General features: G+C 66.6%; 21 protein-coding genes. 3 read left to right on the forward strand and 18 right to left on the reverse strand.

The window, feature by feature from the left end:
- Positions 1-6: 6 nt before the first annotated feature.
- The 16 genes from AC10V3_RS11195 to rpsB form a co-directional block, all read right to left on the reverse strand.
- A complete protein-coding gene (locus tag AC10V3_RS11195) occupies positions 7-783 on the reverse strand; it encodes a TrmH family RNA methyltransferase (RefSeq protein ID WP_041681063.1) in 777 nt (258 codons plus the stop codon).
- Between the two features lie 25 nt (positions 784-808).
- Positions 809-1,525, reverse strand: coding sequence for a ribonuclease HII (rnhB, locus tag AC10V3_RS11200; protein WP_022535322.1), 717 nt, complete (start codon positions 1,523-1,525; stop codon positions 809-811).
- Entirely contained in the window at positions 1,525-2,733 is a 1,209-nt protein-coding gene (gene lpxB, locus AC10V3_RS11205; protein ID WP_490922218.1) for a lipid-A-disaccharide synthase, read from the reverse strand. Before lpxB ends, rnhB begins: the two co-directional genes overlap by 1 nt.
- Before the next feature lie 13 nt (positions 2,734-2,746).
- Positions 2,747-3,550 (reverse strand): acyl-ACP--UDP-N-acetylglucosamine O-acyltransferase, encoded by an 804-nt coding sequence (gene lpxA, locus AC10V3_RS11210; protein WP_022535324.1) that lies wholly within the window; start codon positions 3,548-3,550, stop codon positions 2,747-2,749.
- Between the two features lie 133 nt (positions 3,551-3,683).
- The gene (fabZ, locus tag AC10V3_RS11215) at positions 3,684-4,133 is read right to left on the reverse strand and encodes a 3-hydroxyacyl-ACP dehydratase FabZ (RefSeq protein ID WP_022535325.1); all 450 of its coding nucleotides are present in this window, start codon (positions 4,131-4,133) and stop codon (positions 3,684-3,686) included.
- Between the two features lie 11 nt (positions 4,134-4,144).
- Positions 4,145-5,236: a UDP-3-O-(3-hydroxymyristoyl)glucosamine N-acyltransferase gene (gene lpxD / locus AC10V3_RS11220; protein ID WP_022535326.1), complete on the reverse strand. Its 1,092-nt coding sequence runs from the start codon at positions 5,234-5,236 to the stop codon at positions 4,145-4,147.
- 55 nt (positions 5,237-5,291) lie between these two features.
- Positions 5,292-5,819, reverse strand: coding sequence for an OmpH/Skp family outer membrane protein (locus tag AC10V3_RS11225; protein WP_022535327.1), 528 nt, complete (start codon positions 5,817-5,819; stop codon positions 5,292-5,294).
- Between the two features lie 21 nt (positions 5,820-5,840).
- A complete protein-coding gene (gene bamA, locus AC10V3_RS11230) occupies positions 5,841-8,174 on the reverse strand; it encodes an outer membrane protein assembly factor BamA (RefSeq protein WP_022535328.1) in 2,334 nt (777 codons plus the stop codon).
- 100 nt (positions 8,175-8,274) lie between these two features.
- Positions 8,275-9,690: an RIP metalloprotease RseP gene (gene rseP / locus AC10V3_RS11235; RefSeq protein WP_022535329.1), complete on the reverse strand. Its 1,416-nt coding sequence runs from the start codon at positions 9,688-9,690 to the stop codon at positions 8,275-8,277.
- Between the two features lie 107 nt (positions 9,691-9,797).
- On the reverse strand, positions 9,798-10,979 hold the full coding sequence (gene ispC, locus AC10V3_RS11240) for a 1-deoxy-D-xylulose-5-phosphate reductoisomerase (RefSeq protein WP_490922219.1): 1,182 nt from the start codon (positions 10,977-10,979) through the stop codon (positions 9,798-9,800).
- Between the two features lie 23 nt (positions 10,980-11,002).
- Positions 11,003-11,824 (reverse strand): phosphatidate cytidylyltransferase, encoded by an 822-nt coding sequence (locus AC10V3_RS11245; protein ID WP_022535331.1) that lies wholly within the window; start codon positions 11,822-11,824, stop codon positions 11,003-11,005.
- Between the two features lie 33 nt (positions 11,825-11,857).
- Positions 11,858-12,628 carry an undecaprenyl pyrophosphate synthase gene (gene uppS / locus AC10V3_RS11250; RefSeq protein ID WP_022535332.1) on the reverse strand — a complete coding sequence of 257 codons (771 nt, stop codon included), beginning with the start codon at positions 12,626-12,628 and terminating at the stop codon, positions 11,858-11,860.
- A 46-nt stretch (positions 12,629-12,674) separates the two neighbouring features.
- On the reverse strand, positions 12,675-13,235 hold the full coding sequence (gene frr, locus AC10V3_RS11255; protein ID WP_022535333.1) for a ribosome recycling factor: 561 nt from the start codon (positions 13,233-13,235) through the stop codon (positions 12,675-12,677).
- A 110-nt stretch (positions 13,236-13,345) separates the two neighbouring features.
- Positions 13,346-14,056: a UMP kinase gene (gene pyrH / locus AC10V3_RS11260; RefSeq protein WP_010809599.1), complete on the reverse strand. Its 711-nt coding sequence runs from the start codon at positions 14,054-14,056 to the stop codon at positions 13,346-13,348.
- A 291-nt stretch (positions 14,057-14,347) separates the two neighbouring features.
- On the reverse strand, positions 14,348-15,226 hold the full coding sequence (gene tsf, locus AC10V3_RS11265; RefSeq protein WP_349607334.1) for a translation elongation factor Ts: 879 nt from the start codon (positions 15,224-15,226) through the stop codon (positions 14,348-14,350).
- 284 nt (positions 15,227-15,510) lie between these two features.
- Positions 15,511-16,254 (reverse strand): 30S ribosomal protein S2, encoded by a 744-nt coding sequence (rpsB, locus tag AC10V3_RS11270; RefSeq protein ID WP_022535335.1) that lies wholly within the window; start codon positions 16,252-16,254, stop codon positions 15,511-15,513.
- Between the two features lie 347 nt (positions 16,255-16,601).
- Here rpsB and map point away from each other — a divergent pair, with 347 nt between their 5' ends.
- The 3 genes from map (at position 16,602) to AC10V3_RS11285 (ending at position 22,072) form a co-directional block, all read left to right on the forward strand.
- Positions 16,602-17,420, forward strand: coding sequence for a type I methionyl aminopeptidase (map, locus tag AC10V3_RS11275; protein ID WP_022535336.1), 819 nt, complete (start codon positions 16,602-16,604; stop codon positions 17,418-17,420).
- A 75-nt stretch (positions 17,421-17,495) separates the two neighbouring features.
- A complete protein-coding gene (locus AC10V3_RS11280; RefSeq protein WP_349607333.1) occupies positions 17,496-20,078 on the forward strand; it encodes a [protein-PII] uridylyltransferase in 2,583 nt (860 codons plus the stop codon).
- A gap of 23 nt (positions 20,079-20,101) precedes the next feature.
- Entirely contained in the window at positions 20,102-22,072 is a 1,971-nt protein-coding gene (locus AC10V3_RS11285) for a pseudouridine synthase (RefSeq protein WP_022535338.1), read from the forward strand.
- 129 nt (positions 22,073-22,201) lie between these two features.
- On the opposite strand, the gene def is transcribed toward AC10V3_RS11285, so the two are convergent.
- Complete coding sequence (gene def, locus AC10V3_RS11290; protein WP_022535339.1) at positions 22,202-22,735, reverse strand: peptide deformylase; 534 nt, start codon at positions 22,733-22,735, stop codon at positions 22,202-22,204.
- Positions 22,736-22,750: 15 nt separating this feature from the next.
- Positions 22,751-24,880 (reverse strand): NAD-dependent DNA ligase LigA, encoded by a 2,130-nt coding sequence (ligA, locus tag AC10V3_RS11295; RefSeq protein WP_022535340.1) that lies wholly within the window; start codon positions 24,878-24,880, stop codon positions 22,751-22,753.

Consider the following 24,880-nt stretch of genomic DNA (forward strand, 5'->3'; position numbering starts at 1 on the left):
GCCCGCTCAGCGCCGCTGCCGCACCGCCTCGAACAGGCAGATCGCCGTCGCAGCCGCCACGTTAAGCGATTCCAGCCCGCCGGGTTGCGGGATACCAACCTTGCGCGTGACGTGCTGCATCCACGCCTCGCTGACCCCCGCACCTTCATTGCCGACCACCCACGCCACCGGCCCGCGCAGGTCGGTATCGAACACCGCCGCATCGGCGTGCGACGAGGTAGCCATCACCGGCACCGCCAGCCGCGGCGCGAGCGCATCCACGGTGCAGTGCTCGACGATATTCAGGTGGAAGTTCGCGCCCATGCCGGCGCGTAGCGTCTTGACCGACCACGCAAAGGCACACCCGGTGGCCAGGAACGCGTGGCGGATGCCCGCCGCGGCGGCGCTGCGCAGGATCGAGCCGACATTGCCAGCATCCTGCACGCCGTCCAGGATCACGCAGTCCTCCTCGATCCGCGCCGGCAGGTGACCGGACGGCGTCTCGATCACCAGCATCAGGTCGATGCCGTTGACCACGCCGCTGATCTGCGTGAATAGCGCATCGGCCAGCACCACCACGCGCTCGGCCTGGACCAGCGCCAGCAGCGGCGCCACCTCGGCATGGTCGTAATGGCGCTCCGACACCACGCAGGTGACCGGCTGGCCGCGCGCGGCCACATAGGCCTGCGCCAGGTGCACGCCGTCGAGCAGCGACTGCCCGGCCTTGCGGCGCTGGTGCGTGGAAGTGGCCAGGGCCTTCAAATGCTTGAACAGCGCGTTGTCGCGCGAGGTGACGTGCTTCACGATGCAGAGATCAGGTAGGTGCGCTTCACTGCGCGACCGTGACCGAAACCGAGGCGGTGACCTGGGTAACTTCGGCCATCGCGGTCATGCCGGTGAACATGGGCCGCTGCTCCAGCGCCTCGCGCACGGGCGCAAACGAACGGCGGTGGTGCGGCGTGGCGCCGAACTCGGCCAGCGCGGCAAGGTGCTGCGGCGTGCCATAGCCGACGTGCGAATCGAAGCCGTACTGCGGATAGCGCTCGTGCAGCACCCTCAGCTCGCGGTCGCGCGCCACCTTGGCCAGGATCGACGCGGCCGAGATCGCCCTGACCAGAGCATCGCCCTTGACGATGGCTTCCACCGGGAACGGCACCTGCGGGCAGCGGTTGCCGTCGACCTGCACCAGGTCCGGCACGACGCCGCTGGCGGCCAGCCCCTGCACGGCACGCTGCATCGCCAGCATGCTGGCGTGCAGGATGTTGAGCGTGTCGATCTCCTCAACCGTCGCGAAGGCGATATGCCAGCCCAGCGCGCGTTCGCAGATCTTGTCGTAGAGTTGCTCGCGCTTGGCGGCGGTCAGGATCTTGGAGTCGGCCAGCCCGCGGATCGGACGCTTCGGGTCCAGCACCACGGCGGCGGCATAGACCGGCCCGGCCAGCGGTCCCCTGCCCGCTTCATCGACACCGCACAGGCGCTGCACGGCGGCAGCGGCCGGGGCAAGATCCAGCCCCATCTGCGGCGATTCAGCATTGCGTCGCGCCATCAGACGGTCCCCCGGCTGTGCATCAGGTCCACCACCACATCGGCGGCCCGTTGCGCGGTATTGCACTTGAGCGTCTCGTGCATGCGGGTGAAATGCTCGTAGAGAAAGGCGGTGTTGCCCTCGTCGTTGAGCTGCAGCAGCGTTTCGCGGGCCAGCGCCTCGGGCGTGGCATCGTCCTGCAGCAGTTCCGGCACGACGAAGCGCCCTGAAAGGATATTAGGCAATCCCACGTACGGCAGGTAACCCTGGCGCTTCATGATCTGCGCGGTCAGCCAGGGCACCTTGTAGGAGATCACCATCGGTTTCTTGTACAGCGCCGCTTCGAGCGTGGCGGTGCCGCTGGCCAGCAGCACCACGTCGGCGGCTTCCATGGCCTGGTGCGACTTGCCATCGACGATGGTCAGGCGGAGTTCGGGATACTGCGCGTGCAGTTCCTCGACGATGGCGCGCAGCGGCGCGCTGGCCGCCGGCAGCACGAACGCCAGATTCGGGTCCATGCGTTGCATGCGAGCCATCGCGGCAAAGAAGGTGGCGCCGAGGTTGCGCACCTCGGACTGGCGGCTGCCCGGCAGCACGGCGACCACGCGGTGCCCGGCAGGCAGGCCGAGTTCGGCGCGCGCCCCGGCGACGTCGGGCACCATCGGGATCACGTCAGCCAGCGGATGGCCCACGTAGGTGGCGGGGATGCCGGCCTTGGCGTAGATCTCGGGCTCGAACGGGAACAGGCACAGGATGTGATCCACCGCGCGCGCGATGGTGCGGATGCGCCCGCCGCGCCAGGCCCAGATCGACGGGCTGACAAAATGCACCACCGGGATGCCGGCGCGCCGCAGCGGCACTTCCAGCCCGAAATTGAAATCCGGGGCATCGACCCCGATAAAGCACAGCGGCGGATTGGCCAGCAGCCAGTCGCGCACGGCGCGGCGTGTGGCCAGGATCTCGCGCAGCGAGCCCAGCACCTCGACGTAGCCGTTGACCGACAGCGTTTCCATCGGCCAGCGCGAGGTAAAACCCTGCGCCATCATGCGCTTGCCGCCGATGCCGGAATACTCGACCGTGTCGCCAAGGCGGGCCTTGAGCCCGCCCATCATCAGCGATGCCAGCAGGTCGCCCGAGGCCTCTCCGGCCACCATGGCGATGGTGCCGCGTTTGCCTGCTACGCTCCCATTGCCCGTGGGCACGTCGCCCCGAATCGCGGCGTCGACCATGTCCGGTCCGGCCTCAGCGCACGATGCCGCGCTGGGTGGCGGCAAGGAATTCGACAAACGCACGCAGCGGTTCCGCGGTACCGGCATCGACCTGGCCCAGCAAGGCGGTGATCTCGTTACGTGCCTCGTCGAAGCTGAGGTCGGACTTGTAAAGCAGCTTGTAGGCCTGGCGCAGCGCACCGATCTGGCCCGCATCGAAGCCGCGGCGGCGCAGCCCCTCGACGTTGACGCCGTGCGGCGTGGCCTTGTTGCCACTCTTGTCGCTGGCGGCGATCACGAACGGCGGCACGTCCTGCACCAGCGCAGAAGCGCCACCCAGCATCGCATGGGCGCCGATGCGCACGAACTGGTGCACGCCGCTCATGCCGCCCAGGATCGCCCAGTCGCCCACTTCAACGTGGCCGGCGATCTGCGCGTTGCTGGAAAACACGGTGTTGTTGCCGACGATGCAGTCATGCGCGATATGCACGTAGGCCATGATCCAGTTGTCGTTGCCGATGCTGGTCAGGCCGCGGTCCTGCACCGTGCCGGTGTGGATCGTGGTGAATTCGCGGATGGTGTTGCGGTCGCCGATCTCGAGCCGCGTCGGCTCGTTGCGGTACTTCATGTCCTGCGGCACGCCGCCGACCGAAGCATAGGGACCGATCTGGTTGCCCTCGCCGATCGTGGTGTAGCCCTCGACCGTCGTATGCGAGCCGATCCGGGTGCCGCTGCCGATCCGCACATTGGCGCCGACGATAGAGAACGGCCCGACGGTCACGTCGGAAGCCAGTTCTGCCTTCGGGTCGACCAGTGCGGTGGGATGGATTTGCGTCATACGTCTGTCCTGTGGTGTGTCTGGTGAAGGATGGGCCCATGCCGGGGGGCAAAGGTTCCCGTCCTGGCCGCCCGCGCCCGTCAGAGCGGGCGCGGCGCGCGGCCTGCGGCGATGCCGCGGGCCGCTGGCGGCCTCACTCGGCCTGCTTCACGGTGCACATCAGCTCCGCCTCGCAGGCCACCTTGGCGTCCACCGTGGCGAACGCCTTGAATTTCCAGATGCCGCGGATATAGCGCTCGACCGTCACGTTCATGTGCAACTGGTCGCCCGGGTATACCACCTGCTTGAAGCGGGCGCCGTCGATGCCGACGAAGTAGTACAGCGAGCCTTCCTTGCGCTCCATCTCCGCACCGAAAGTCAGCAGGCCAGCGGACTGTGCCAGCGCCTCGAGGATCATCACCCCCGGCATCACCGGTTGCTCGGGGAAATGGCCCATGAAATAAGGCTCGTTGATGGTGACGTTCTTCAGCGTCTTGATGCGCTTGCCCGGCTCGAACTCCAGCACGCGGTCCACCATCAGGAACGGATAGCGATGCGGCAGCAGCTTAAGGATCTGGCGAATGTCGATGTCGGCTGCGGTCATGATGATTTCTCTTAGTCTTGTGAGGTTGGGGAACCGGCGGACTGGCCGCGCAGGCGACGTTCCAGCGCCACCACCCGTTCGCGCAGCTTGCTCAGGCCGCGCACGATGGCTGCGTTGCGTTCCCACTCGCCGTGCGGCAGGAACGGGAAGACGCTGGTGAAATGGCCCCCGGGCTTGGTAATGGATTTGGTGATCGAGGTGCCGCCGGACACTGTGGTGCGGTCGGCAATGCTCAGGTGGCCGGCAAAATTGGCCGCGCCCCCGATCACGCAGAAACGGCCGATGCGCGTGCTGCCCGATACCGCGGCGCACCCGGCAATGACCGTATGGGCCCCGACGCGCACGTTGTGTGCGATCTGGACCTGGTTGTCGATCTTGCAGCCTTCTTCGATCACGGTGTCGGCCATGGCGCCGCGGTCGATCGCGGTATTGGCGCCGACCTCCACGTCATCGCCCAGCACGGCGCGTCCCGTCTGCGGGATCTTCACGTATTCGACGCCGGTCGCGCTGATATCCGGCGCAAAGCCGAAGCCGTCCGCGCCAATCACCACGCCGCTGTGCAGGATCGCACGGGCACCGACCACGCATTGGTGGTAGACCGAAACATTGGCGTAGAGCAGCGAATCATCGCCGATCTCGGCATGCGCGCCGACATAGCTGTTGGCCAGGATGCGCACGCGCTCGCCCAGGCGTGCGCCGCGCTCGATCACCACGTTGGGGCCGATGTAGCAAGACGCCGGCACCACCGCATCCGGCGACACCGTCGCGCGCGGGTCGATGCCGACGCGCGTATCGGTATTGGCGGCGCGGTCGAAGCACTGCGCCACGCGGGCAAAGCAGACATAGGGATTGCGCGCCACCAGCCAGTTGCGGCCGTCGGCCCGGCCCTCGGCGCGGATGCGCTCGAGGTCGGACGCCGACACGATCACGGCGCCAGCCTTGGAGTCGAGCGCCTGCTGCAGGTAGAGCGGATTGGACAGGAACGAGAGCTCGGCCGGTCCGGCCTGATCCAGCGGAGCGAGGCCAACGATCGCCAGGTCGGGATCACCCACAACCTGCGCGCCGTTCTCGGTGGCGAGCTGACCCAGTGTGGGTGTCTGCATGGCGGTACTTCCTGAAAAAAACGAAAAGACGAAAGAACGTGAAAACCGGGGCGGCTTACCTGGCGCCGGCGTTCAGCGCCTTCATCACGTCGTCGGTGATGTCGATACGCGGGTTCACATAGACCGCTTCCTGCACGATCAGGTCGTACTTGCGCTGTTCGGCCAGCTGGCGGATCACGCGGTTGGCGCGCTCCAGCACCTGCGCCAGTTCTTCATTGCGGCGCTGGTTCAGGTCTTCGCGGAACTCGCGCTGCTTGCGCTGGAACTCGCGGTCGAGGTCGGCCACTTCACGCTGGCGGCGCTGGCGGTCGGCGTCGGCCAGCACGGTCGTGTCCTTGTCAAGCTTGTCGGCCATGCCCTTGATCTTCTGGGCCATGTCCTGCAGTTCGCGGTCGCGCTTGGAGAACTCCTGCTCCAGCTTGACCTGGGCCAGCTTGGCCGGCTGCGAGTCGCGCAGGATGCGTTCGGAATTGACGGCGGCAATGCGCGCCTCCTGGGCCATGGCCGGCGCCGCGGCGCAGATAGCCGCCGTGGCGAGCGCGGCGGCGCCCAGGGATTTGACCAGTTTGGATTTTGTATTCATGAAACAGATCCTTTATCAGAATCAGAATGCCGTGCCGATCTGGAACTGGAAGCGCTGGACCTTGTCGGTATCGTCGCGCTTGAGCGGGAAGCCCATGCTGATCTTCAGCGGGCCGATCGGCGACAGCCACGACATGCCGAAGCCGGTCGAGTACTTGAGGTCGCTGAAGCGCAGCGGCGCACCTTCCTGGTAGACGTTACCGAAGTCAAAGAACGTGAACAGGCGCAGCGTGCGGTCCACGCCCGAGCCAGGCAGCGGGAAGATGAATTCGATGTTGCCGATCATCTTGGAGGCACCGCCCACCGGGTTGCCGTTCTGGTCCTTCGGGCCCAGCGTGCTGGTCTGGTAGCCACGCACCGAGCCGATACCGCCGGCGTAGAAGTACTTGAACACCGGGAACGGCGTGTTGCCGTAGCCGTGGCCGTAGGCGACTTCACCGTTCAGTGCCAGCGTAAAGGCCTTCGAGATCGGATAGAAGTACTGCTGCTGCACGCTGGCACGGTAGTACTGCGTGTCACCGCCCGGCAGGCCGACTTCCAGGTTGGCCTGGGTGTATGGGCCCTTGGTCGGGACCAGTGCGCTGTCGCGGCGGTCACGTGCCCAGCCGATGGTGAACGGGAAATTGTTGATCCCGTCGCCCGAGCTCTTGCCGATCTTGCTGAGCCAGTCGGTGTACTGCGCCGGCGTGTTGACCGAGGTATAAACCTGGGTCCGTTCGTAGCCGATGCCGAAGAACACCGTATCGACTTCCGAGAACGGCACGCCGAACTTGAAGCCGCCGCCGGCGGACACGATCTTGTAGTCCTGGTCGCCGGTGTAGTACAGCGGGCGCGAGGTACGGTAGTAGATATCGGTCGAGCGGCTGATGCCGTCCACCGTGAAGTACGGGTCGTACTGCGTCAGCGCGATGGTACGGAACGACTTGGCGGTGTTCACGTCCAGGCCCAGGCTGGTACCGGAGCCGAACACGTTGTCCTGGCGCAGGCCGGCCTGCAGCACCAGCTTGTCGGTGGACGAGAAGCCCACGCCCAGGCTGATCTGGCCGGTCGGTTTTTCCGTCACGTTGACGTTCACATCGACCTGGTCGGGCGCGCCCGGCACGTCCTCGGTGGTGATGTTGGTGTCGGTGAAGTACCCGGTCCGGTTGATACGTGCCTGCGACTGCTGCAGCTTCTCGCTGTCGAACCACGAGCTTTCCATCTGGCGCATCTCGCGGCGCACCACTTCGTCGCGGGTCTTGCTGTTGCCCACCACGTTGACGCGGCGCACGTAGACGCGGCGGCCCGGGTCGACCATCAGCGTCAGCGCGACTTCACGCTTCTGCTGGTCGATGTTCGGCTGCGGATTGATGGTGGTGAAGGCGTAGCCGTAGGTGCCGAGCAGGTCGGTGATGGCCTTGGTGCTGGCGGTCAGCTTTTCGGACGAGAAGATGTCGCCCTTCTTCAGCTGCAGCAGCTTTTCCATTTCCTCCTGCTTGCCGAGCAGCTCGCCGGCCAGGCGGATGTCGGACACCTTGTACTGCTCGCCTTCCTTGATGTTCAGCGTCAGGTAGATGTCCTTCTTGTCCGGCGTGATCGACACCTGGGTCGATTCGATCGCGAACTCCAGGTAGCCGCGGTTCAGGTAGAACGAGCGCAGCGCTTCCAGGTCGGCGGTCAGCTTCTGCTTCGAGTACAGGTCGTTCTTGGTGTACCACGACAGCCAGTTCGGCGTGGACAGCTGCATCTCGTCGCGCAGCGTGCCTTCCTTGAAGGCCTTGTTGCCGACGATATTGATCTGGCGGATCTTGGCGACCGGCCCCTCTTCGACGTTGAACACCACCGAGACGCGGTTGCGGTCCACCGGCGTGATCGTGGTCTGCACGTCGGCGGCATAGTAGCCGCGCGCGACGTACTGGCGCTTGAGCTCTTGCTCGGCCTTGTCGATCAGTGCCTTGTCGTAGTAACGGGCTTCAGCCACGCCGACCGCGCGCAACGAACGGCGCAGCGTGTCCTTGTCGAATTCCTTGATGCCGACGAACTCGAGCTGCGAGATGGCCGGGCGCTCCTCGACCTGCACCACCAGCACGCCGTCTTCGGCGCGGATCTGCACGTCCTTGAAGAAGCCGGTATTGTAGAGGGCACGGATGGCATCGGCGCCCTTGTCGTCGGTGAAGGTTTCACCGACGCGCACAGGAAGGTAGCCAAACACGGTACCCGGCTCGACGCGTTGCAGGCCCTCAACGCGGATGTCCCTGACGACGAACGGATCGGCAGCCCAGCCCGCCGGGCTCCAGGCTGCAATAACGGCACTCGCCAGCAAGCCCAGCGAAATGCGCTTATGTCTGATCAATGTTGATCCCCTCTTTGATTCCATCCAGGATTGCGCTCCGATGCCTCGTTGGACTGCGCGTGACAATGGCGTCCCCGGCGACGGTGTCCGACGACACGACCGCCCCTCTTGCCGACACACGTTTCTAGCCGTTCGCCAGAAACATTCGGCTGACGTCATTGAACAAAGCGAGCGAAGTCAGGAGCAAGATGCAGGCGATGCCAACCTTCTGCAGCATTGCCTGCCAGTGGTCTGGGACGGGCCGGCCAGTCAAAAATTCCACGCAATAATACAGCAAATGCCCCCCGTCCAGAACCGGAATAGGTAACAAATTCAGTACCCCGAGGCTGACGCTGACCAGCGCCAGGAAGCTGATAAACGCCTGCAGGCCGAGGTTTGCGGCACGTCCCGCGTAATCCGCCACGGTCAGCGGACCGCTCAGGTTCTGCAGCGATGCCTGCCCCACCAGCATCTTGCCGAGCAGCTTCAGCGACAGCGCGCTGGTGTCCCAGACCTGGCCCACCGCGCGCGCCAGCGCCTGGTCCGGCCGGTAGCGCACGGTTTCCATTTCCACCGCCTGGCTGAGCGCCGCGCCGAGCTTGCCCGAGGGCGCGGGCGCATTCTTGCTTGGATCCGCGCTTGCCGTCTTCTCGCCATCGCGCGCCGGGGCGCTGTCCAGCGTCACCGGCACGTCCAGGCGCTTGCCGTCGCGCTCGATGCCCAGCGTCACGGTCTGGCCAGGCTGGCTGCGCACCGCCTTGATCAGCGCGCTGGCCTGCGTCAGCGGAGTGCCCTGCCAGGCCACCACGCGGTCGCCCTTCTTCAGGCCGGCGCGCTCGGCGGCGGAACCGGGCAGCACCTCGGTGATCGTCACCGGCCCGCCCTTCAGGTTCAGGCCGAGCGTGGCAAGCGGGTCCTGCTCGGGATTGCCGCCGGTATTGGGCAGGCGCGCCAGCGTGACGTCGCGCTCGGCGCCGTCGGGGCTGCGCACGCGCAGCACGGCGCGCGCATCGCCGAAGCCCTCGGCAAACACGGCCATGCGCAGGTCATTCCAGGAACGCACTGGTTCGGTATGGCCGTTGGCGGTCAGCGACAGCACCCGGTCGCCCTCACGCACGCCGGCCTGCGCCGCCGTGGTGCCGGCCGCGGGCGCGGCCACGATGGGCGCGGGCTCGCGCATGCCGCCGGCGAACAGCGCAAAGTACAGCACGATCGCCAGCAGGAAATTGGCCAGCGGCCCGGCCGCCACGATGATGAAGCGCTTGCCCACCGGCTGGCGGTTGAAGGCGCGCGGCAGGTCGATCGGATCGATGGGTGAGTCGCGCCCGGGATCGAACTCACGCTCGTCCAGCATCCTGACGTAGCCGCCCAGCGGGATCGCCGCCACCGTCCATTCGGTGCGGTCGCGGCTCTTCGAGATCCAGCGCAGCAGCGGCCGCCCGAAGCCGATGGAAAAGCGCAGCACCTTCACGCCGCAGGCACGGGCGGCGAGGTAGTGCCCCATTTCGTGCACATAGATCAGCACGCACAGGGCGACGATGAAAGCGAGTACGGTTTGCATGGCGTCGGGACGTCAGTAACGAGGGCTGGGCGGGCGCGCCGGGTCCGAGGGGGACCCGTGCCGCCGCACCCGCTATTGTCGCAGATGCGGCAGGCCAGCCCGCCGGATCAGCGGTTGGCAGCCGGCGGCGCCACGGTCGAGCGCGCCGCCTCGCGGGCGAGCCGGTCGGCGTCGAGCACTGCTTCGAGCGTATCTGCAGGGCCTTGAGGTGCAGCCTCAAGCACCTGCCTAACGATGCCCGCAATGTCCGTGAAGCGCACTTTGCCGCCAAGGAATGCCTCGACCGCCACTTCATTGGCAGCATTGAGCACCGCCGGCGCCACCCCGCCGGCACGCAGTGCGTCGAAGGCCAGGCCGAGGCACGGGAAGCGCTGCAGGTCCGGCTTTTCGAAATTCAGCCCTCCCGCCCGGGTCAGATCCAGCGGCGTCACGCCCGCGTCGATTCGCTCGGGATAGGCCAGGCCGTAGGCAATCGGCGTGCGCATGTCCGGGTTGCCGAGCTGCGCCAGCACCGAGCCGTCGTGATAGGCCACCATCGAATGCACGATGCTCTGCGGGTGGATCAGTACCTCGATGCGCTCGGCGGGCGCGCCGAACAGCCAGTGCGCCTCGATTACTTCGAGGCCCTTGTTCATCATGGTGGCGGAGTCGACCGAGATCTTGCGGCCCATGACCCAGTTGGGGTGGGCGCAGGCCTGGTCGGGCGAGATATCGTGCAGCGTGGCCGGGTCGCGCGTGCGGAACGGCCCGCCCGACGCGGTCAGCAGCACCCTGGCCACGCCGCGGCCGTAGCGCGGGTCGTCGGCCGGCAGGCACTGGAAGATGGCGTTGTGCTCGCTGTCGATCGGCAGCAGCGTGGCGCCGTGCTCGCGCACAGCATCCATGAAGATGCGGCCCGACATCACCAGCGCTTCCTTGTTGGCCAGCAGCACGCGCTTGGCAGCGCGCGCGGCGGCAAGCGTCGGGCGCAGGCCGGCGGCGCCGACGATCGCGGCCATCACGGCATCGGTCTGCGCGTCGGCGGCCACCGATTCCAGCTCGGCCTCGCCGTAGCTGACTTCGGTGCCGACACCGGCCTCGCGCAGCAGCACCTGCAGTTCGGCGGCCGCCTCGGCGGTCCCGACCACGGCGCGGGCCGGGCGGAATGCGATGCACTGGTCGGCCAGCTTGCGCACCTGACGGTGGGCGGTCAGCGCATGCACCGTGTAGCGGTCGGGGTGGCGCCTGATCACGTCCAGCGTGCTTTCGCCGATGGAACCGGTGGCGCCCAGGATGGTAATGCGCTGCATATCAGACCGCTTCAGAGAAGGCTTCAAAGAAAAATCAGCATCAGTGCCGCCAGCGGGAACACCGGCAGCAAGGCATCGATCCGGTCCAGCACGCCGCCGTGGCCGGGCAGCAGCCGGCTGCTGTCCTTCTTGCCGACCTGGCGCTTGAGCAGCGACTCAAACAGGTCGCCGACCACGCTCGCCGCGACCAGCAGCGTGGTCAGCACGGCCACATAGACAAGGCCGCCGCGGTCGCCCATCGCCGAGAACCACGTCGGCGCAAAGGCATGCGTGGCGGCCAGCGCCAGCCCGATCAGCAGTGCCAGCAGCCACCCGCCGATGGCGCCCTCCCAGGACTTGCCCGGGCTGATGCCGGGCGCGAGCTTGCGCCGGCCGATGGCCTTGCCGGTGAAATACGCACCGATATCCGCCGCCCACACCAGCACGGCCGCGGTCAGCAGCACGCCGATGCCGGCGCCGCGCAGGATCATGGTGGCATGGGCGAACGCGGGCAGCATCACCAGCCCGAGCACGGCGCCCAGCGCGGTGAAGGCCGGGGTCGCGGTGCGCACGCCGCGCGCCAGCAGAACCACGGCCACGCCCCAGCAGATCACGGCGGCTTCCAGCAGCCAGGTGGTGGCGTGGCGCAGCGGCAGGTCATGCCAGGTGATGGCCGCGATCAGGCAGGCCAGCGCATAGACATAGGGCCACGGCCCGCGCAGCCCGATCAGGCGGCCGAATTCCCAGCCGGCCAGCAGCACGATCAAGCCCACCAGCCCCGCAAGCCCCGCAGGCGGCGCCAGGAACAGGATCGGCAGGATCAGCAGCAACAGGCACAGGGCGGTGATGACGCGGGTGAGGAGCATGCGCTGCGGTCCCGGTGAAAGGTTGGAGTGGGCTCAGGCCGTGCCCGACAATCCCGGGGCGACCAGCTGCGCGCTGGTGCGGCCAAAACGGCGTTCGCGCTGGCGGTACGAGGCAAAGGCCTTGTCCAGTTCCGCGGCGTCGAAATCCGGCCAGTACACGTCGGTGAAATACAGTTCGGAATACGCGAGCTGCCACAACAGGAAGTTGCTGATGCGCTGTTCGCCGCCGGTGCGGATAAACAGGTCCGGCTCCGGCGCATAGGCCATGGCCAGGTGCGGCGCCAGCATGGATTCCTCGATCGCTTCCGGATCGAGCATGGGCGAGCGCGCCAGCATCTTGCGCATGGCCTGCAGCAGGTCCCAGCGCCCGCCATAGTTGGCGGCGATGGTCACGGTCAGGCCGGTATTGCCGGCGGTGCGCGCCTCGGCGTCCTTGATCAGCTGCTGGATGCGGGGGCTGAAGCGGCCCAGGTCGCCCACCACCCGCAGCCGGATGTTGTTGGCGTGCATCTTGACCACTTCGCGCCGCAGCGCCGTCATGAACAACCGCATCAGGAACGAGACTTCGTCCGCGGGGCGGCGCCAGTTCTCGGAGCTGAACGCGAACAGCGTCAGGTACTGCACGCCCCGGGCGGCGCTGGCTTCCACCACCGCGCGCACCGCGTCCAGCCCCCGGGTGTGCCCGGCAACGCGCGGCAGGTGCCGCTGGGTCGCCCAGCGACCGTTGCCGTCCATGATGATGGCAACGTGGCGGGGCACATAGGAGGTATCGGGTACGTCGAGCGTTGAACTGATGTGCTGCATGATGGCAGACGGTCTCTGACTGCCCCGGCAGGTGCCGGGACGGGCGTCAGACCGTCATGATCTCCTTCTCTTTCTCGGCGACCATCTTGTCGATCTCGGCCACGTACTTGTCGGTCAGCTTCTGCACTTCTTCCTGGCCGCGACGCTCGTCGTCCTCGGAAATGGTCTTGTCCTTGACCAGCTTCTTGAACTGCTCGTTGGCATCGCGGCGCAGGTTGCGCACGGCCACCTTGGCGCCTTCGGCCTCGCTCTTGACGACCTTGGTCAGCTCCTTGCGGCGCTCTTCGGTCAGTGCGGGCATCGGCACGCGGATCACTTCGCCCATGGTAGCCGGGTTCAGGCCCAGGTCGCAGTCACGGATGGCCTTCTCGACCGCGCCCACCATCTTCTTTTCCCAGGGCTGCACCGTGATAGTGCGAGCATCGGCCAGGCCGACGCTCGCGACCTGGCTGATCGGCACCATTGAGCCGTAGTAATCAACCTGAACGTGGTCGAGCAGGCCGGTGTGGGCACGGCCGGTGCGGATCTTGGCCAGATCGGCCTTGAAGGCCTCGATCGACCGCTGCATTTTCTGCTCGGCGCTCTTCTTTGTGTCGGCGACGCTCATTTTTACCTCCGGAAATCAAACAACCATGATCCCGCGGCCGGGACCGGAAAATGATTCATTCTACTCTTTGCCCGGCCGCGTACCACCATTGTGACGCGACCCGGCAGGGCTCAGACGTGCACCAGCGTACCTTCGTCCTCGCCCAGGATGATGCGCTTGAGCGCGCCCGGCTTGACGATCGAGAACACCCGGATCGGCAGCTTCTGGTCGCGGCACAGCGCGAAGGCGGTGGCGTCCATCACTTGCAGGTTGCGCGAGATGGCCTCGTCGAAGCTGATGGTGGTGTAGCGCGTGGCGCTCGGGTCCTTCTTGGGGTCGGCGGTGTAGACGCCGTCCACCTTGGTCGCCTTGAGCACGACCTCGGCACCGATTTCCGAGCCGCGCAGCGCGGCGGCGGTGTCGGTGGTGAAGAACGGGTTGCCGGTGCCGGCGGCGAAGATCACTACCTTGCCCTCTTCGAGCTGGCGGATCGCGCGCGGGCGGATATAGGGCTCGACCACCTGGTCCATGCGCAGCGCGGACTGCACGCGGCCTTCGATATTGGCGTGGCGCATCGCGTCCTGCAGCGCCAGCGCGTTCATCATGGTGGCCAGCATGCCCATGTAGTCGGCCGTGGCGCGGTCCATGCCGGCCGCACCGCCCGCGACACCGCGGAAGATGTTGCCGCCGCCGATCACCACCGCGACCTGCACGCCGAGCTTAACGATCTCGGCAATGTCGTTCACCATCGCTTCGATGGTGGAGCGGTTGATGCCGAAGGCATCGTCGCCCATCAGGGCTTCACCGGACAGTTTCAGAAGGACGCGCTTGTAGGCTGGCATGTTCACCTCGGACAGGAGCAAGTCGCTCGGTTGAGACGTTCTTGAGACGTATGTATTTGGCACCGGCGGCGCGGATCGGCGCGCCGCCAGCGGAAGAAAGCCGGTTTTCGAGGTGGCCCGTCCCGATGCAAACCAGGAAGGCAACCGCGAAAACTGACTGCTGCACTGCAACGCAGCCCGCGGGCGACGCTGCACTGCACACTACTTATGCAGAGGGGCACCTTGCGGCGCCCCTGCGGCATTATAGGCGCATGGACCACCCGCACCGGGCAGTCCACGGCGCCCCGGACATCAGCCCTTCTGGGCAGCAGCCACCTGGGCGGCCACTTCGGCAGCGAAGTCGTCCTGCTTCTTCTCGATGCCTTCGCCCACGACGTAGAGGGTAAAGCCCTTCACGGTCGTGTTGGCAGCCTTGAGCATCTGCTCGACGGTCTGCTTGTCGTTCTTCACGAACGGCTGGTTGAACAGCGACACTTCCTTCAGGTACTTCTGCACCGAACCCTCAACCATCTTGGCGACGATTTCGGCCGGCTTGCCCGATTCAGCAGCCTTCTGCTCGGCGATGCTGCGCTCCTTGGCGATCAGGTCGGCGGGGACCTGGTCAGCCGACAGCGATACCGGCTTCATGGCGGCCACGTGCATGGCCACGTCCTTGGCGGCGGCTTCGTCGCCGTCGAACTCGACCATCACGCCGATACGGGTGCCGTGCAGGTACGAAACCAGCTTGCCGCCGTTGGCGTAACGGACAAAGCGGCGGATCGTCAGGTTCTCGCCGATCTTGCCGATCAGGGCCGTGCGGGTGGCTTCAACGCTCACGCCGTCGAGTTCCAGCGCCGACAGGGCAGCCACGTCGGCCGGGTTCTGCTTGGCGATCAGTTCGGCAACCTTGGCCGAGAACGCCAGGAAGTCGTCGTTCTTGGAGACGAAATCGGTCTCGCAGTTCAGTTCGACCAGCACGCCGGTGGTGCCGTCGATGAACGAAGCGACCACGCCTTCGGCGGTCACGCGCGAGGCGGCCTTGCTGGCCTTGTTTCCCAGCTTGACGCGCAGCAGCTCTTCAGCCTTGTTCAGGTCGCCGTCGGCCTCGGTCAGGGCCTTCTTGCACTCCATCATCGGCGCGTCGGTCTTCGCGCGCAGTTCTGCAACCATGCTTGCGGTAATTGCCGCCATTTGTCACTCCTTGAATGGTTCGCGCCGGCTGCCGGCAGTCGCCCGCGGCACCCGGTCGGTGGGTCTACAGCACACCCGCGGCAGATACTGCCTGCGGCGGATGACAACAATTCAAATTTAAAAAAAGGGGGCGCCGGATGTGCCCCCTTCTTCTTGCCCTGCTGCCGGAGTACCCCGGCTTTTCGACCCGCGCGCGGCCCGTCGTTACGGGCGGCAAGCTTTGCTTGTCTGTCTGATGACGATGCGCGCTAGCGGTTCCTTTCCGGCAACGGGGCGGCGGGCAATCAGCCTTCCTGCACTTCGACGAATTCGTCGTCGCCGCGGGCGGCCTCGACCACTTCCTGCACCGCGTTGGCACGGCCTTCCAGGATCGCGTCAGCCACGCCGCGCACGTACAGGGCCACGGCCTTGCTCGAGTCGTCGTTGCCCGGGATCACGTAGTCGATGCCTTCCGGCGAGTGGTTGGTATCAACCACGCCAATCACGGGCACGCCCAGCTTGTTGGCTTCGGTCACGGCAATCTTGTGGTAGCCGACGTCGACCACGAAGATCGCGTCAGGCACGCCGCCCATGTCCTTGATGCCGCCGATCGACTTTTCCAGCTTGAGCATCTCGCGCTCGAACATCAGCGCTTCCTTCTTGCTCATGGTGTCCAGCGCGCCGGCTTCCTTGGCGGCTTCCATGTCCTTCAGGCGCTTGATCGAGATCTTGACCGTCTTGAAGTTGGTCAGCATGCCGCCGAGCCAGCGGGCATCGACGTAAGGCATGCCGGCGCGGCCAGCTTCTTCAGCCAGGATTTCGCGCGACTGGCGCTTGGTGCCCACGAAAAGAATGGTGCCGCGATTGGCTGCCAGCTGACGCACGTACTTCATTGCGTCCTGGAACATCGGCAGCGTCTTTTCGAGGTTGATGATGTGGATCTTGTTGCGATGGCCGAAGATGAAGGGGGCCATCTTCGGGTTCCAGAAGCGGGTCTGGTGGCCGAAGTGGCAACCGGCTTCCAGCATTTCGCGCATGGTAACGGACATGTGATTCTCCAAAGGGTTAGGTCTGAAGCCCGCCCCGACATTCCTGAAAAGGAACACCCCGGATAGGCGGGCCAGCGATTTCAAAACTGCGCAGCACGATGCTGCAAAATACTGACCTGGCGGTTGCAATGCCGCACCGCAACCAGATCAGCCCGCTATTGTAGCAACAAAAACGCACCCTGCTCAAGCCGCCCAAAACTCTGCCGCCTCGTGGCGATGCGCAAAACCTGCGGGAAAGCAGCCCGTTCACAAGCTGCGATCTGGCCCCGATGGTGCGATAATCCCACATTGATCTTTCGATTCCGGCGCGGCCAGTGGCCTCGCCTTCACTTTTTTGGCGACGCAGCATGAGCATTCACCTGAACTCCGCCGAAGACATCGCCCAGATGCGCGTGGCTTGCCGCCTTGCCTCCGAAGTCCTCGATTACATCACGCCCTTCGTCCAGCCGGGCGTCACCACCGGCGAGCTGGACCGCCTGTGCCACGCCTATATGCGTGACGTGCAAGGCACCGTGCCGGCACCGCTGAACTACGCGCCCCCGGGCTACCCGCCCTTCCCCGGCGCGATCTGCACCTCGGTCAACGATGTGATCTGCCACGGCATTCCGGGCGAGCGCGTGCTCAAGGCCGGCGACGCCATCAACCTGGATATCACCGTCATCACCAAGGAAGGCTACTACGGCGACACCAGCCGCATGTTCATCGTCGGCGAGGGTTCGATCCTGGCCAAGCGCCTGGCGCAGGTGACCTACGAGTGCATGTGGAAGGGCATCGCCCAGGTGCGCAATGGCGCACGCCTCGGCGATATCGGCCATGCCATCCAGGTGCACGCCGAAGCCGCCGGCTACAGCGTGGTGCGCGAGTACTGCGGCCACGGCATCGGCAAGAACTTCCATGAAGACCCGCAGATCCTGCACTACGGCCGCCCGGGCACCGGCACCGAGATCAAGGCCGGTATGATCTTCACGGTCGAGCCGATGATCAACGCCGGCAAGCGCGATATCCGCACCATGCCCGACCAGTGGACGGTGAAGACCCGCGACCGCAGCCTGTCGGCGCAGTGGGAGCACACCGTACTGGTGACGGAGACCGGCTACGAGGTGCTGACAGTCTCGGCCGGCACCCCGGCGCCGCCAGCCTTCATCACCGAATCCGTCGCGGCCTGAGGTCGCATCCGAGCCAGGGCGCCTGACGGCGCCCTTCTTTTTCCAGCCGTGCCCACGACCCATCCCGCCATCCCCATGGACACCACGCCGGAACTGCTGCTGGCCACGCGCGTGCGCGACCAGCTCAAAGCCGACAAGCAGGCACTGTTTGCCGACTTCAACCTCACCGCCAACGTCGGCGCGCTGATCACGCGGCTGCGCCGCGCCGTCGACGCCGCGCTGGTGGAGGCGTGGCGCGGGCTGGAGATGCCCGCCGGCGCAGCGCTGGTGGCGGTGGGCGGCTACGGCCGCGGCGAGCTGTTCCCGTACTCGGACGTCGACGTGCTGCTGTTGCTGCCGGGCGAGCCCGACCAGGACACCGCCTGCCGGCTGGAGCGTTTCATCGGCCTGTGCTGGGACCTCGGGCTGGAAATCGGCTCTTCGGTGCGCACGGTGGACGACTGCATCCGCGAATCGCGCCAGGACGTCACCATCCAGACCTCGCTGCTGGAAGCGCGGCTGGTGACCGGCAATCGCAAGCTGTTTGAGTCGCTGCGCACGCGCTACCAGGCCGACCTGGATCCCGCCGCGTTCTTCCAGGCCAAGCTGCTGGAAATGCGCCAGCGCCACGCCAAGTACCAGGACACGCCCTACTCGCTCGAGCCCAACTGCAAGGAAAGCCCCGGCGGCCTGCGCGACCTGCAGGTGATCCTGTGGATGACCAAGGCCGCGGGCCTGGGCGACAGCTGGAAGGAGCTGTTCGAGAGGGACCTGCTAACGCGCCGTGAAGCGCAGGAACTCGCGCGCAACGAGCGGCTGCTCAAGACCATCCGCGCGCGCCTGCACCTGGTGGCGGGCCGGCGCCAGGACGTGCTGGTGTTCGACCTGCAGACTGCGCTGGCGGAATCCTTCGGCTACCGCCAGAACGCCAACAAGCGCGCCAGCGAACAGCTGATGCGCCGCTTTTACTGGGCGGCCAAGGCGGTCACGCAGCTCAACAGCGTACTGCTGCTCAATATCGAAGCGATGCTGTTCCCGAGCGAGTCGCAGGTCACGCGCGTGCTCAACGAACGCTTTGTCGAGCGCCAGGGCATGCTGGAGATCACCAGCGACGACGTCTACGAGCGCGACCCGCACGCGATCCTGGAAACCTTCCTGCTGTATGAGCGCACGCCCGGCGTGAAAGGCCTGTCACCGCGCACGCTGCGTGGGCTGTACAACGCGCGCACCGTAATGACCGCGAGCTGGCGCAGGGATCCGGAGAACCGGCGCCTGTTCCTGGCCATCGTGCAGGAGCCGCAAGGCATCACCCATGCGCTGCGGCTGATGAACCAGACCAGCGTGCTGGGCCGCTACCTGATCAACTTCCGGCGCATCGTCGGCCAGATGCAGCACGACCTGTTCCACGTCTACACCGTGGACCAGCACATCCTGATGGTGGTGCGCAACATGCGCCGCTTCGCCATCGTCGAGCACACGCACGAGTTCCCGTTCTGCAGCCAGCTGATGGCGAGCTTCGACAAGCCGTGGGTGCTGTCGGTGGCGGCGCTGTTCCACGACATCGCAAAGGGCCGCGGCGGCGACCACTCCAAACTCGGCACGCTCGATGCGCGCCGCTTCTGCAAGCAGCACGGCATCGCCCGCGAAGACGCCGACCTGATCAGCTGGCTGGTCGAGCATCACCTGACCATGAGCCACGTGGCACAGAAGCAGGACCTGACCGATCCGGAAGTGGTGCACGCCTTTGCGCGCGTGGTCGGCAGCGAACGCTACCTGACCGCGCTCTACCTGCTGACCGTGGCCGACATCCGAGGCACCAGCCCCAAGGTGTGGAACGCCTGGAAGGGCAAGCTGCTGGAAGACCTGTACCGCATCACGCTGCGCGTGCTGGGCGGCGCCAGGGTCGATTCGCATTCGCTGTGGTCGCAGCGCAAGGAAGAAACCATCTCGGAGCTGCGCCTGAAGGCGTTCGACCCGGAGCTCGGCAAGAAGCTGTGGGCGCAACTCGACGTGGCCTTCTTCCTGCGCCATGATTCGCGCGATATCGCCTGGCTGACGCGCCATCTGTACGACAAGGTCGACAGCCCCACGCCGGTGGTCAAGGCGCGCATCTCCCCGGCCGGCGAAGGCCTGCAGGTGGCGGTCTACGTCAAGGACCAGCCCGACCTGTTCGCGCGCATCTGCGGCTATTTCGAGCGCAAGGCGTTCTCGATCCAGGACGCCAAGATCCACACCACGCGCCACGAGTACGCGCTCGATACCTTCCAGGTCACCGATCCCGGCATGGCCGGCGATGGGGGCAACTACCGCGACATCATCGCGCTGGTCGAGCACGAACTGTGCGAACGACTGCGCCAGCCGGGCCCGCTGCCCGACCCCACGCAGGGACGGCTGTCGCGCCAGTCGCGCAGCTTCCCGATCAAGCCGCGCGTGGACCTGCGCCCGGACGAGCGCGGCCAGTATTACCTGCTGTCGCTGTCCGCCAACGACCGCACCGGCCTGCTGTACGCCATCGCCCGCGTACTGGCACGGCATCGCGTGTCCGTGCATACGGCACGCATCAACACCCTGGGCGAACGCGTCGAAGACGTGTTCCTGGTCGACGGCAGCCGTCTTGCTGCCGACAACCGATTGCAGATTCAGCTTGAACAGGACTTGCTCGCCGCCCTCGCCATCTGAGGCGGGCGGGCAGCATCAACGATATGACCGACAGCAATTCGCCGAAGCGCAAGACGCTAGGCATCAAGGCCGCAGGCGACACCGGCACGGCCGCGCGCAAGAGCGGCACGCGCCCCGTGCGCGTGTCCGACCTGAACCGCAAGCGCGTACAGTCCGTGGCCGAGGGCATCAAGCGCGCCCAGCAGCGCACCGGCGGCAAGTCCAGCGGGCGCCCGGCACAGGGCGAATCGCAGGCCGGTGCCGGCGAGCCGCGCAAGCCGCGCGCGCCGCGCCTTGCTGACGGCGAACGGCAGGCGCGGCCGCGCCGCGCTGGCGATGACGAGAACCGTGCGCGCCGCTATGGCGACGATCGCGGCGAACCCCGCCCGCGCCGCTTCGAAGGTGGTGAATCGCGTCCGCCGCGCCGCTTTGGCGACGACGAGAATCGCCCACGCCGCTACGGCGACGATCGGGGCGAAGCGCGCCCGCGCCGCTTTGAAAGTGGTGAGTCGCGTCCGCCGCGCCGCGTTGAAGGCGGTGAGTCGCGTCCGCCGCGCCGCTTTGAAGGCGGTGAGTCGCGCCCGCCGCGCCGTTTCGGCGACGACGAAAACCGTCCGCGCCGCTACGGCGACGATCGTGGCGAAGCACGACCGCGCCGCTTCGAGGGCGGGGATTCGCGTCCGCCGCGCCGCTTTGGCGACGACGAGAACCGTCCGCGCCGTGCTGGCGACGATCGTGGCGAAGCGCGCCCGCGCCGCTTCGAGGGCGGGGAATCGCGCCCGCCGCGCCGTTTCGGCGACGACGAGAACCGTCCGCGCCGCGCTGGCGACGACCGGGGAGAGGCACGACCGCCGCGCCGCTTCGAAAGTGGCGATGCGCGTCCTCCACGCCGTTTTGAAGGTGGCGACGCGCGTCCTCCGCGCCGCTTTGAAGGTGCCGATTCGCGTCCGCGTCGCTTCGGTGATGACGACAACCGCCCGCGCCGCACTGGCGACGACCGGGGCGAGGCCCGCCCGCCGCGCCGCTTTGAAGGCGGCGATGCGCGCCCGCGCCGCTACGGCGACGACGACAACCGCGCCCGCCGCCCTGCCCCCACCGGCGAGCGCCGCAGCGAAGGCACGGCCCCCGCGCGGCGCTTCAGCGATGCCGCCGACCGCATCCGCACCGCCGGCACGCCTCGCCCGCAGGCCCCGGCACCGCGCGCGGAAAAGCCCGCGACCATCCGCGACGAATCCGTCCACGACGATGGCCTGGTACGCCTGTCCAAGCGCATGTCGGAACTGGGCCTGTGCTCGCGCCGCGAAGCCGACGAATGGATCCCGCGTGGCTGGGTGCTGGTCGACGGCAAGCCGGTGACCGAACTGGGCAGCCGCATCCGTCCAGACGCCGAGATCGAGATCATGCAGGAAGCCCGCTCCGAACAGGGCGAGCGCGTCACGGTACTGCTGAACAAGCCGGTGGGCTATGTCTCCGGCCAGGCCGAGGATGGCTACGAGCCAGCTGCGGTGTTGTTCACCGCCGAGAACCAGTGGGAAGGCGATCCTACGCGCAAACGCTTTGCCCCGTGGCAGCGCAAAAGCCTGGCGCCGGCGGGCCGTCTCGATATCGACTCGACCGGGCTGCTGGTGCTGACGCAGGACGGCCGCGTGGCGCGCGCGCTGATCGGCGAGGATTCGACCGTCGAGAAGGAATACTTGGTGCGGGTGGTGTGGCATTCGCCGCAGGGTGTGGTCGAACGCAATATCAGTGCGGAATTCCCTGCAGACGATCTCGAACTGCTGCGCCACGGGCTGTCGCTGGATGGCGTGCCGCTGAAGCCCGCCAAGGTGAGCTGGCAGAACGAGGAGCAGTTGCGCTTCGTGCTGCGCGAGGGACGCAAGCGCCAGATCCGGCGGATGTGCGAGCAGGTCGGGCTGGAGGTGGTTGGCCTGAAGCGCGTACGGATGGGGCGCGTGGTGCTGGGGGATCTGCCGCCGGGCAAGTGGAGGTTCCTGGGTCAGTTTGAGAAGTTTTGAGGGCTGAAGAAGTCCTCATGCAAAAGGGCGGCCATTGCGGCCGCCCTTTTTTTCGCCCTGCCGGTGTGCTCCCACTCCCGCTTGCGGGAGTGGGAGCACACAAGCGGTTGTATGAGGGCCGTCGGCCCGTCAGTCGTCGCTATTCGGCGGCAGCTCGGGGAACAATATCTCGGTAAACCCAAACCGCGTGAAATCCTTGATCCGCATCGGATAAAGAATCCCCTGCAGGTGATCGCATTCATGCTGCACCACCCGCGCATGGAAGCCGTCAGCCACGCGCTCGAGGCGGTTCCCCATCAGGTCATAGCCACTGTACTTCAGCCGCAAGTGCCGCGGCACCACACCCCGCAGCCCCGGCACCGACAGGCACCCTTCCCACCCGTCTTCCATTTCCTCCGACTGCATTTCCAGCAGCGGATTGATCAGCACCGTCTTGGGCACCGTCGGCGCATCCGGATAGCGCGGATTGCGATCGAAGCCGAAGATCACCACCTGCAGCCCTACACCGATCTGCGGTGCCGCCAGGCCCGCGCCATTCGCGTGGTCCATGGTGTCGAACATATCGTCGATCAGCGTACGCAACTCAGGCGTATTGAAGCGCTCCACCGGCCGCGCCACCTGCAGCAGGCGCGGATCGCCCATCTTGAGAATCTCGCGGATCATGGCAGTTTTCCCCGGTTAATTCTGTTTCGGCGCGGCGCCGACTTCCGCCAGCAAGGCCAGCATGCCGGCCTCGTCCAGCACCGGCACGCCCAGCGCCTCGGCCTTGTCCAGCTTGCTGCCGGCCTCGGCGCCGGCCACCACGTAGTCGGTCTTCTTGGAAACCGAACCCGCGACCTTGGCGCCCGCGGCCTCCAGCATTTCCTTGGCGTCCTCGCGCGACATATTGGGCAGTGTGCCGGTCAGCACGAAGGTCTTGCCTGACAGCGGCGCGGGGGCTTTGGCCACCGGCTCGCTTTCCGGCCAGTGTACGCCTGCGGCGCGCAGCTGTTCGATGACCTCGACGTTGTGCGGTTCGGCAAGGAAGTGCGCGATCGACTGCGCCACCACCGGGCCCACGTCGTTCACTTCCAGCAGCGCCGCCTCGTCGGCCGCCATCAGCGCGTCGAGCTTGCCGAAATGCTTGGCGAGATCCTTGGCCGTGGCCTCGCCCACATGGCGGATGCCAAGCGCGAAGATAAAGCGGTTCATGGTGGTCGCGCGCGACTTGTCGATCGCCGTCACCAGGTTGGCCGCGGACTTGTCGGCCATGCGTTCCAACGCCGCCAGCTTGGCCACGCCCAGCTTGTACAGGTCTGCCGGCGTGCGCACGATGCCCTGGTCGACCAGTTGCTCGACCAGCCTGTCGCCCAGGCCTTCGATATCCATCGCGCGCCGCTGCGCGAAATGCAGCAGCGACTGCTTGCGCTGCGCCGCACAGATCAGCCCGCCGGTGCAGCGGGCAATGGCCTCGTCTTCTAGCCGCTCGATATGCGAGCCGCATACCGGGCACGCGCTCGGCATCACGAAGGCGCGCGCGTCGTCGGGCCGACGCTCGGTCACCACGGCGACCACTTCCGGGATCACGTCGCCGGCGCGGCGCACGATCACGGTGTCGCCGATATGCACGTCCTTGCGGCGGATCTCGTCCTCGTTGTGCAGCGTGGCGTTGGTCACGGTCACGCCGCCGACAAAGACCGGCTGGAGCCGCGCCACCGGCGTGATCGCGCCGGTGCGCCCGACCTGCACCTCGATGTCCTCGACGATGGTGGTCATCTCCTGCGCCGGGAACTTGTGCGCCAGCGCAAAGCGCGGTGCGCGCGAGACAAAGCCCAGGCGTTCCTGCTCGGCCAGCGCATTGACCTTGTAGACCACGCCGTCGATGTCGTATGGCAGGTCGTCGCGGCGCTTGCCGATATCGCGATAGAACTCCAGCAGCCCTTGCGGGCCCTTCACCACCGCGCGCTCCTTGCACACCGGCAGGCCCAGCGCGGCAAAGCCGTCGAGCATGGCGCCATGCGTAAGGGGACGGTCGACGCCTTGCAGCTCGCCCAGCCCGTAGGCGAAGAATGACAGCGGCCGCTTGGCGCTGATGCGCGGATCGAGCTGGCGCAGGCTGCCGGCGGCGGCATTGCGCGGGTTGACGAAGGTCTTCTCGCCCGCTTCGGCCTGGCGCTCGTTGAGCTTGTCGAAGTCGCGGCGGTACATGAAGACCTCGCCGCGCACTTCCAGCACCGCAGGCGCCTGGCCGCGCAGCTTCAGCGGGATCGCCTTGATGGTACGCACGTTGACGGTGACGTCCTCGCCGGTCTCGCCGTCGCCGCGCGTGGCGGCCTGCACCAGCCGGCCGTCCTCGTAGCGCAGCGACATCGCCAGGCCGTCGAACTTCAGTTCGCAGTGGTACTCGACCGCGTCGGCGGCGCTGAACAGGTCCTGCTCGCCGGCCGCGGGCGCGCTGCGGCCCAGGCCTTGCGCGCAGCGGCGGTCGAAGTTCAGCACATCCTCGTCGTCGAAGCCGTTGTTCAGCGACAGCATCGGCACGCGGTGGCGTACCGCATTGAAGGCCGCCAGCGGCTCTCCGCCAACGCGCTGCGTCGGCGAATCGGGCGTCTGCAGCTCGGGATGTTCGAGCTCCAGCGCCTGCAGCTCGCTGAACAGCGCATCGTATTCCGCATCGGGAATGGTCGGCGCGTCCAGCACGTAGTACTGGTGGCTGTGGCGATCGATCTCATCGCGCAGCCAGGCCACGCGTTTGGCGGCGGCCTGGAGCGACAAGCCGCCGCCGGGCGCGGAGGCTTCCGCCTGCGCGCCGCGTTGTTTTGCGGTCAT

The sequence above is a fragment of the Cupriavidus sp. PB-02 genome, from assembly GCF_058252315.1.

Excerpts from the sequence above, each read along its gene's own strand:
- rnhB (WP_022535322.1), bottom strand. The coding sequence starts at position 1,525 with ATGGCGCGACGCAATGCTGAATCGCCGCAGATGGGGCTGGATCTTGCC.
- lpxB (WP_490922218.1), bottom strand. The coding sequence starts at position 2,733 with ATGGTCGACGCCGCGATTCGGGGCGACGTGCCCACGGGCAATGGGAGC.
- lpxA (WP_022535324.1), bottom strand. The coding sequence starts at position 3,550 with ATGACGCAAATCCATCCCACCGCACTGGTCGACCCGAAGGCAGAACTG.
- fabZ (WP_022535325.1), bottom strand. The coding sequence starts at position 4,133 with ATGACCGCAGCCGACATCGACATTCGCCAGATCCTTAAGCTGCTGCCG.
- lpxD (WP_022535326.1), bottom strand. The coding sequence starts at position 5,236 with ATGCAGACACCCACACTGGGTCAGCTCGCCACCGAGAACGGCGCGCAG.
- AC10V3_RS11225 (WP_022535327.1), bottom strand. The coding sequence starts at position 5,819 with ATGAATACAAAATCCAAACTGGTCAAATCCCTGGGCGCCGCCGCGCTC.
- bamA (WP_022535328.1), bottom strand. The coding sequence starts at position 8,174 with ATGGAATCAAAGAGGGGATCAACATTGATCAGACATAAGCGCATTTCG.
- rseP (WP_022535329.1), bottom strand. The coding sequence starts at position 9,690 with ATGCAAACCGTACTCGCTTTCATCGTCGCCCTGTGCGTGCTGATCTAT.
- ispC (WP_490922219.1), bottom strand. The coding sequence starts at position 10,979 with ATGCAGCGCATTACCATCCTGGGCGCCACCGGTTCCATCGGCGAAAGC.
- AC10V3_RS11245 (WP_022535331.1), bottom strand. The coding sequence starts at position 11,824 with ATGCTCCTCACCCGCGTCATCACCGCCCTGTGCCTGTTGCTGCTGATC.
- uppS (WP_022535332.1), bottom strand. The coding sequence starts at position 12,628 with ATGCAGCACATCAGTTCAACGCTCGACGTACCCGATACCTCCTATGTG.
- frr (WP_022535333.1), bottom strand. The coding sequence starts at position 13,235 with ATGAGCGTCGCCGACACAAAGAAGAGCGCCGAGCAGAAAATGCAGCGG.
- pyrH (WP_010809599.1), bottom strand. The coding sequence starts at position 14,056 with ATGCCAGCCTACAAGCGCGTCCTTCTGAAACTGTCCGGTGAAGCCCTG.
- tsf (WP_349607334.1), bottom strand. The coding sequence starts at position 15,226 with ATGGCGGCAATTACCGCAAGCATGGTTGCAGAACTGCGCGCGAAGACC.
- rpsB (WP_022535335.1), bottom strand. The coding sequence starts at position 16,254 with ATGTCCGTTACCATGCGCGAAATGCTGGAAGCCGGTTGCCACTTCGGC.
- map (WP_022535336.1), top strand. The coding sequence starts at position 16,602 with ATGAGCATTCACCTGAACTCCGCCGAAGACATCGCCCAGATGCGCGTG.
- AC10V3_RS11280 (WP_349607333.1), top strand. The coding sequence starts at position 17,496 with ATGGACACCACGCCGGAACTGCTGCTGGCCACGCGCGTGCGCGACCAG.
- AC10V3_RS11285 (WP_022535338.1), top strand. The coding sequence starts at position 20,102 with ATGACCGACAGCAATTCGCCGAAGCGCAAGACGCTAGGCATCAAGGCC.
- def (WP_022535339.1), bottom strand. The coding sequence starts at position 22,735 with ATGATCCGCGAGATTCTCAAGATGGGCGATCCGCGCCTGCTGCAGGTG.
- ligA (WP_022535340.1), bottom strand. The coding sequence starts at position 24,880 with ATGACCGCAAAACAACGCGGCGCGCAGGCGGAAGCCTCCGCGCCCGGC.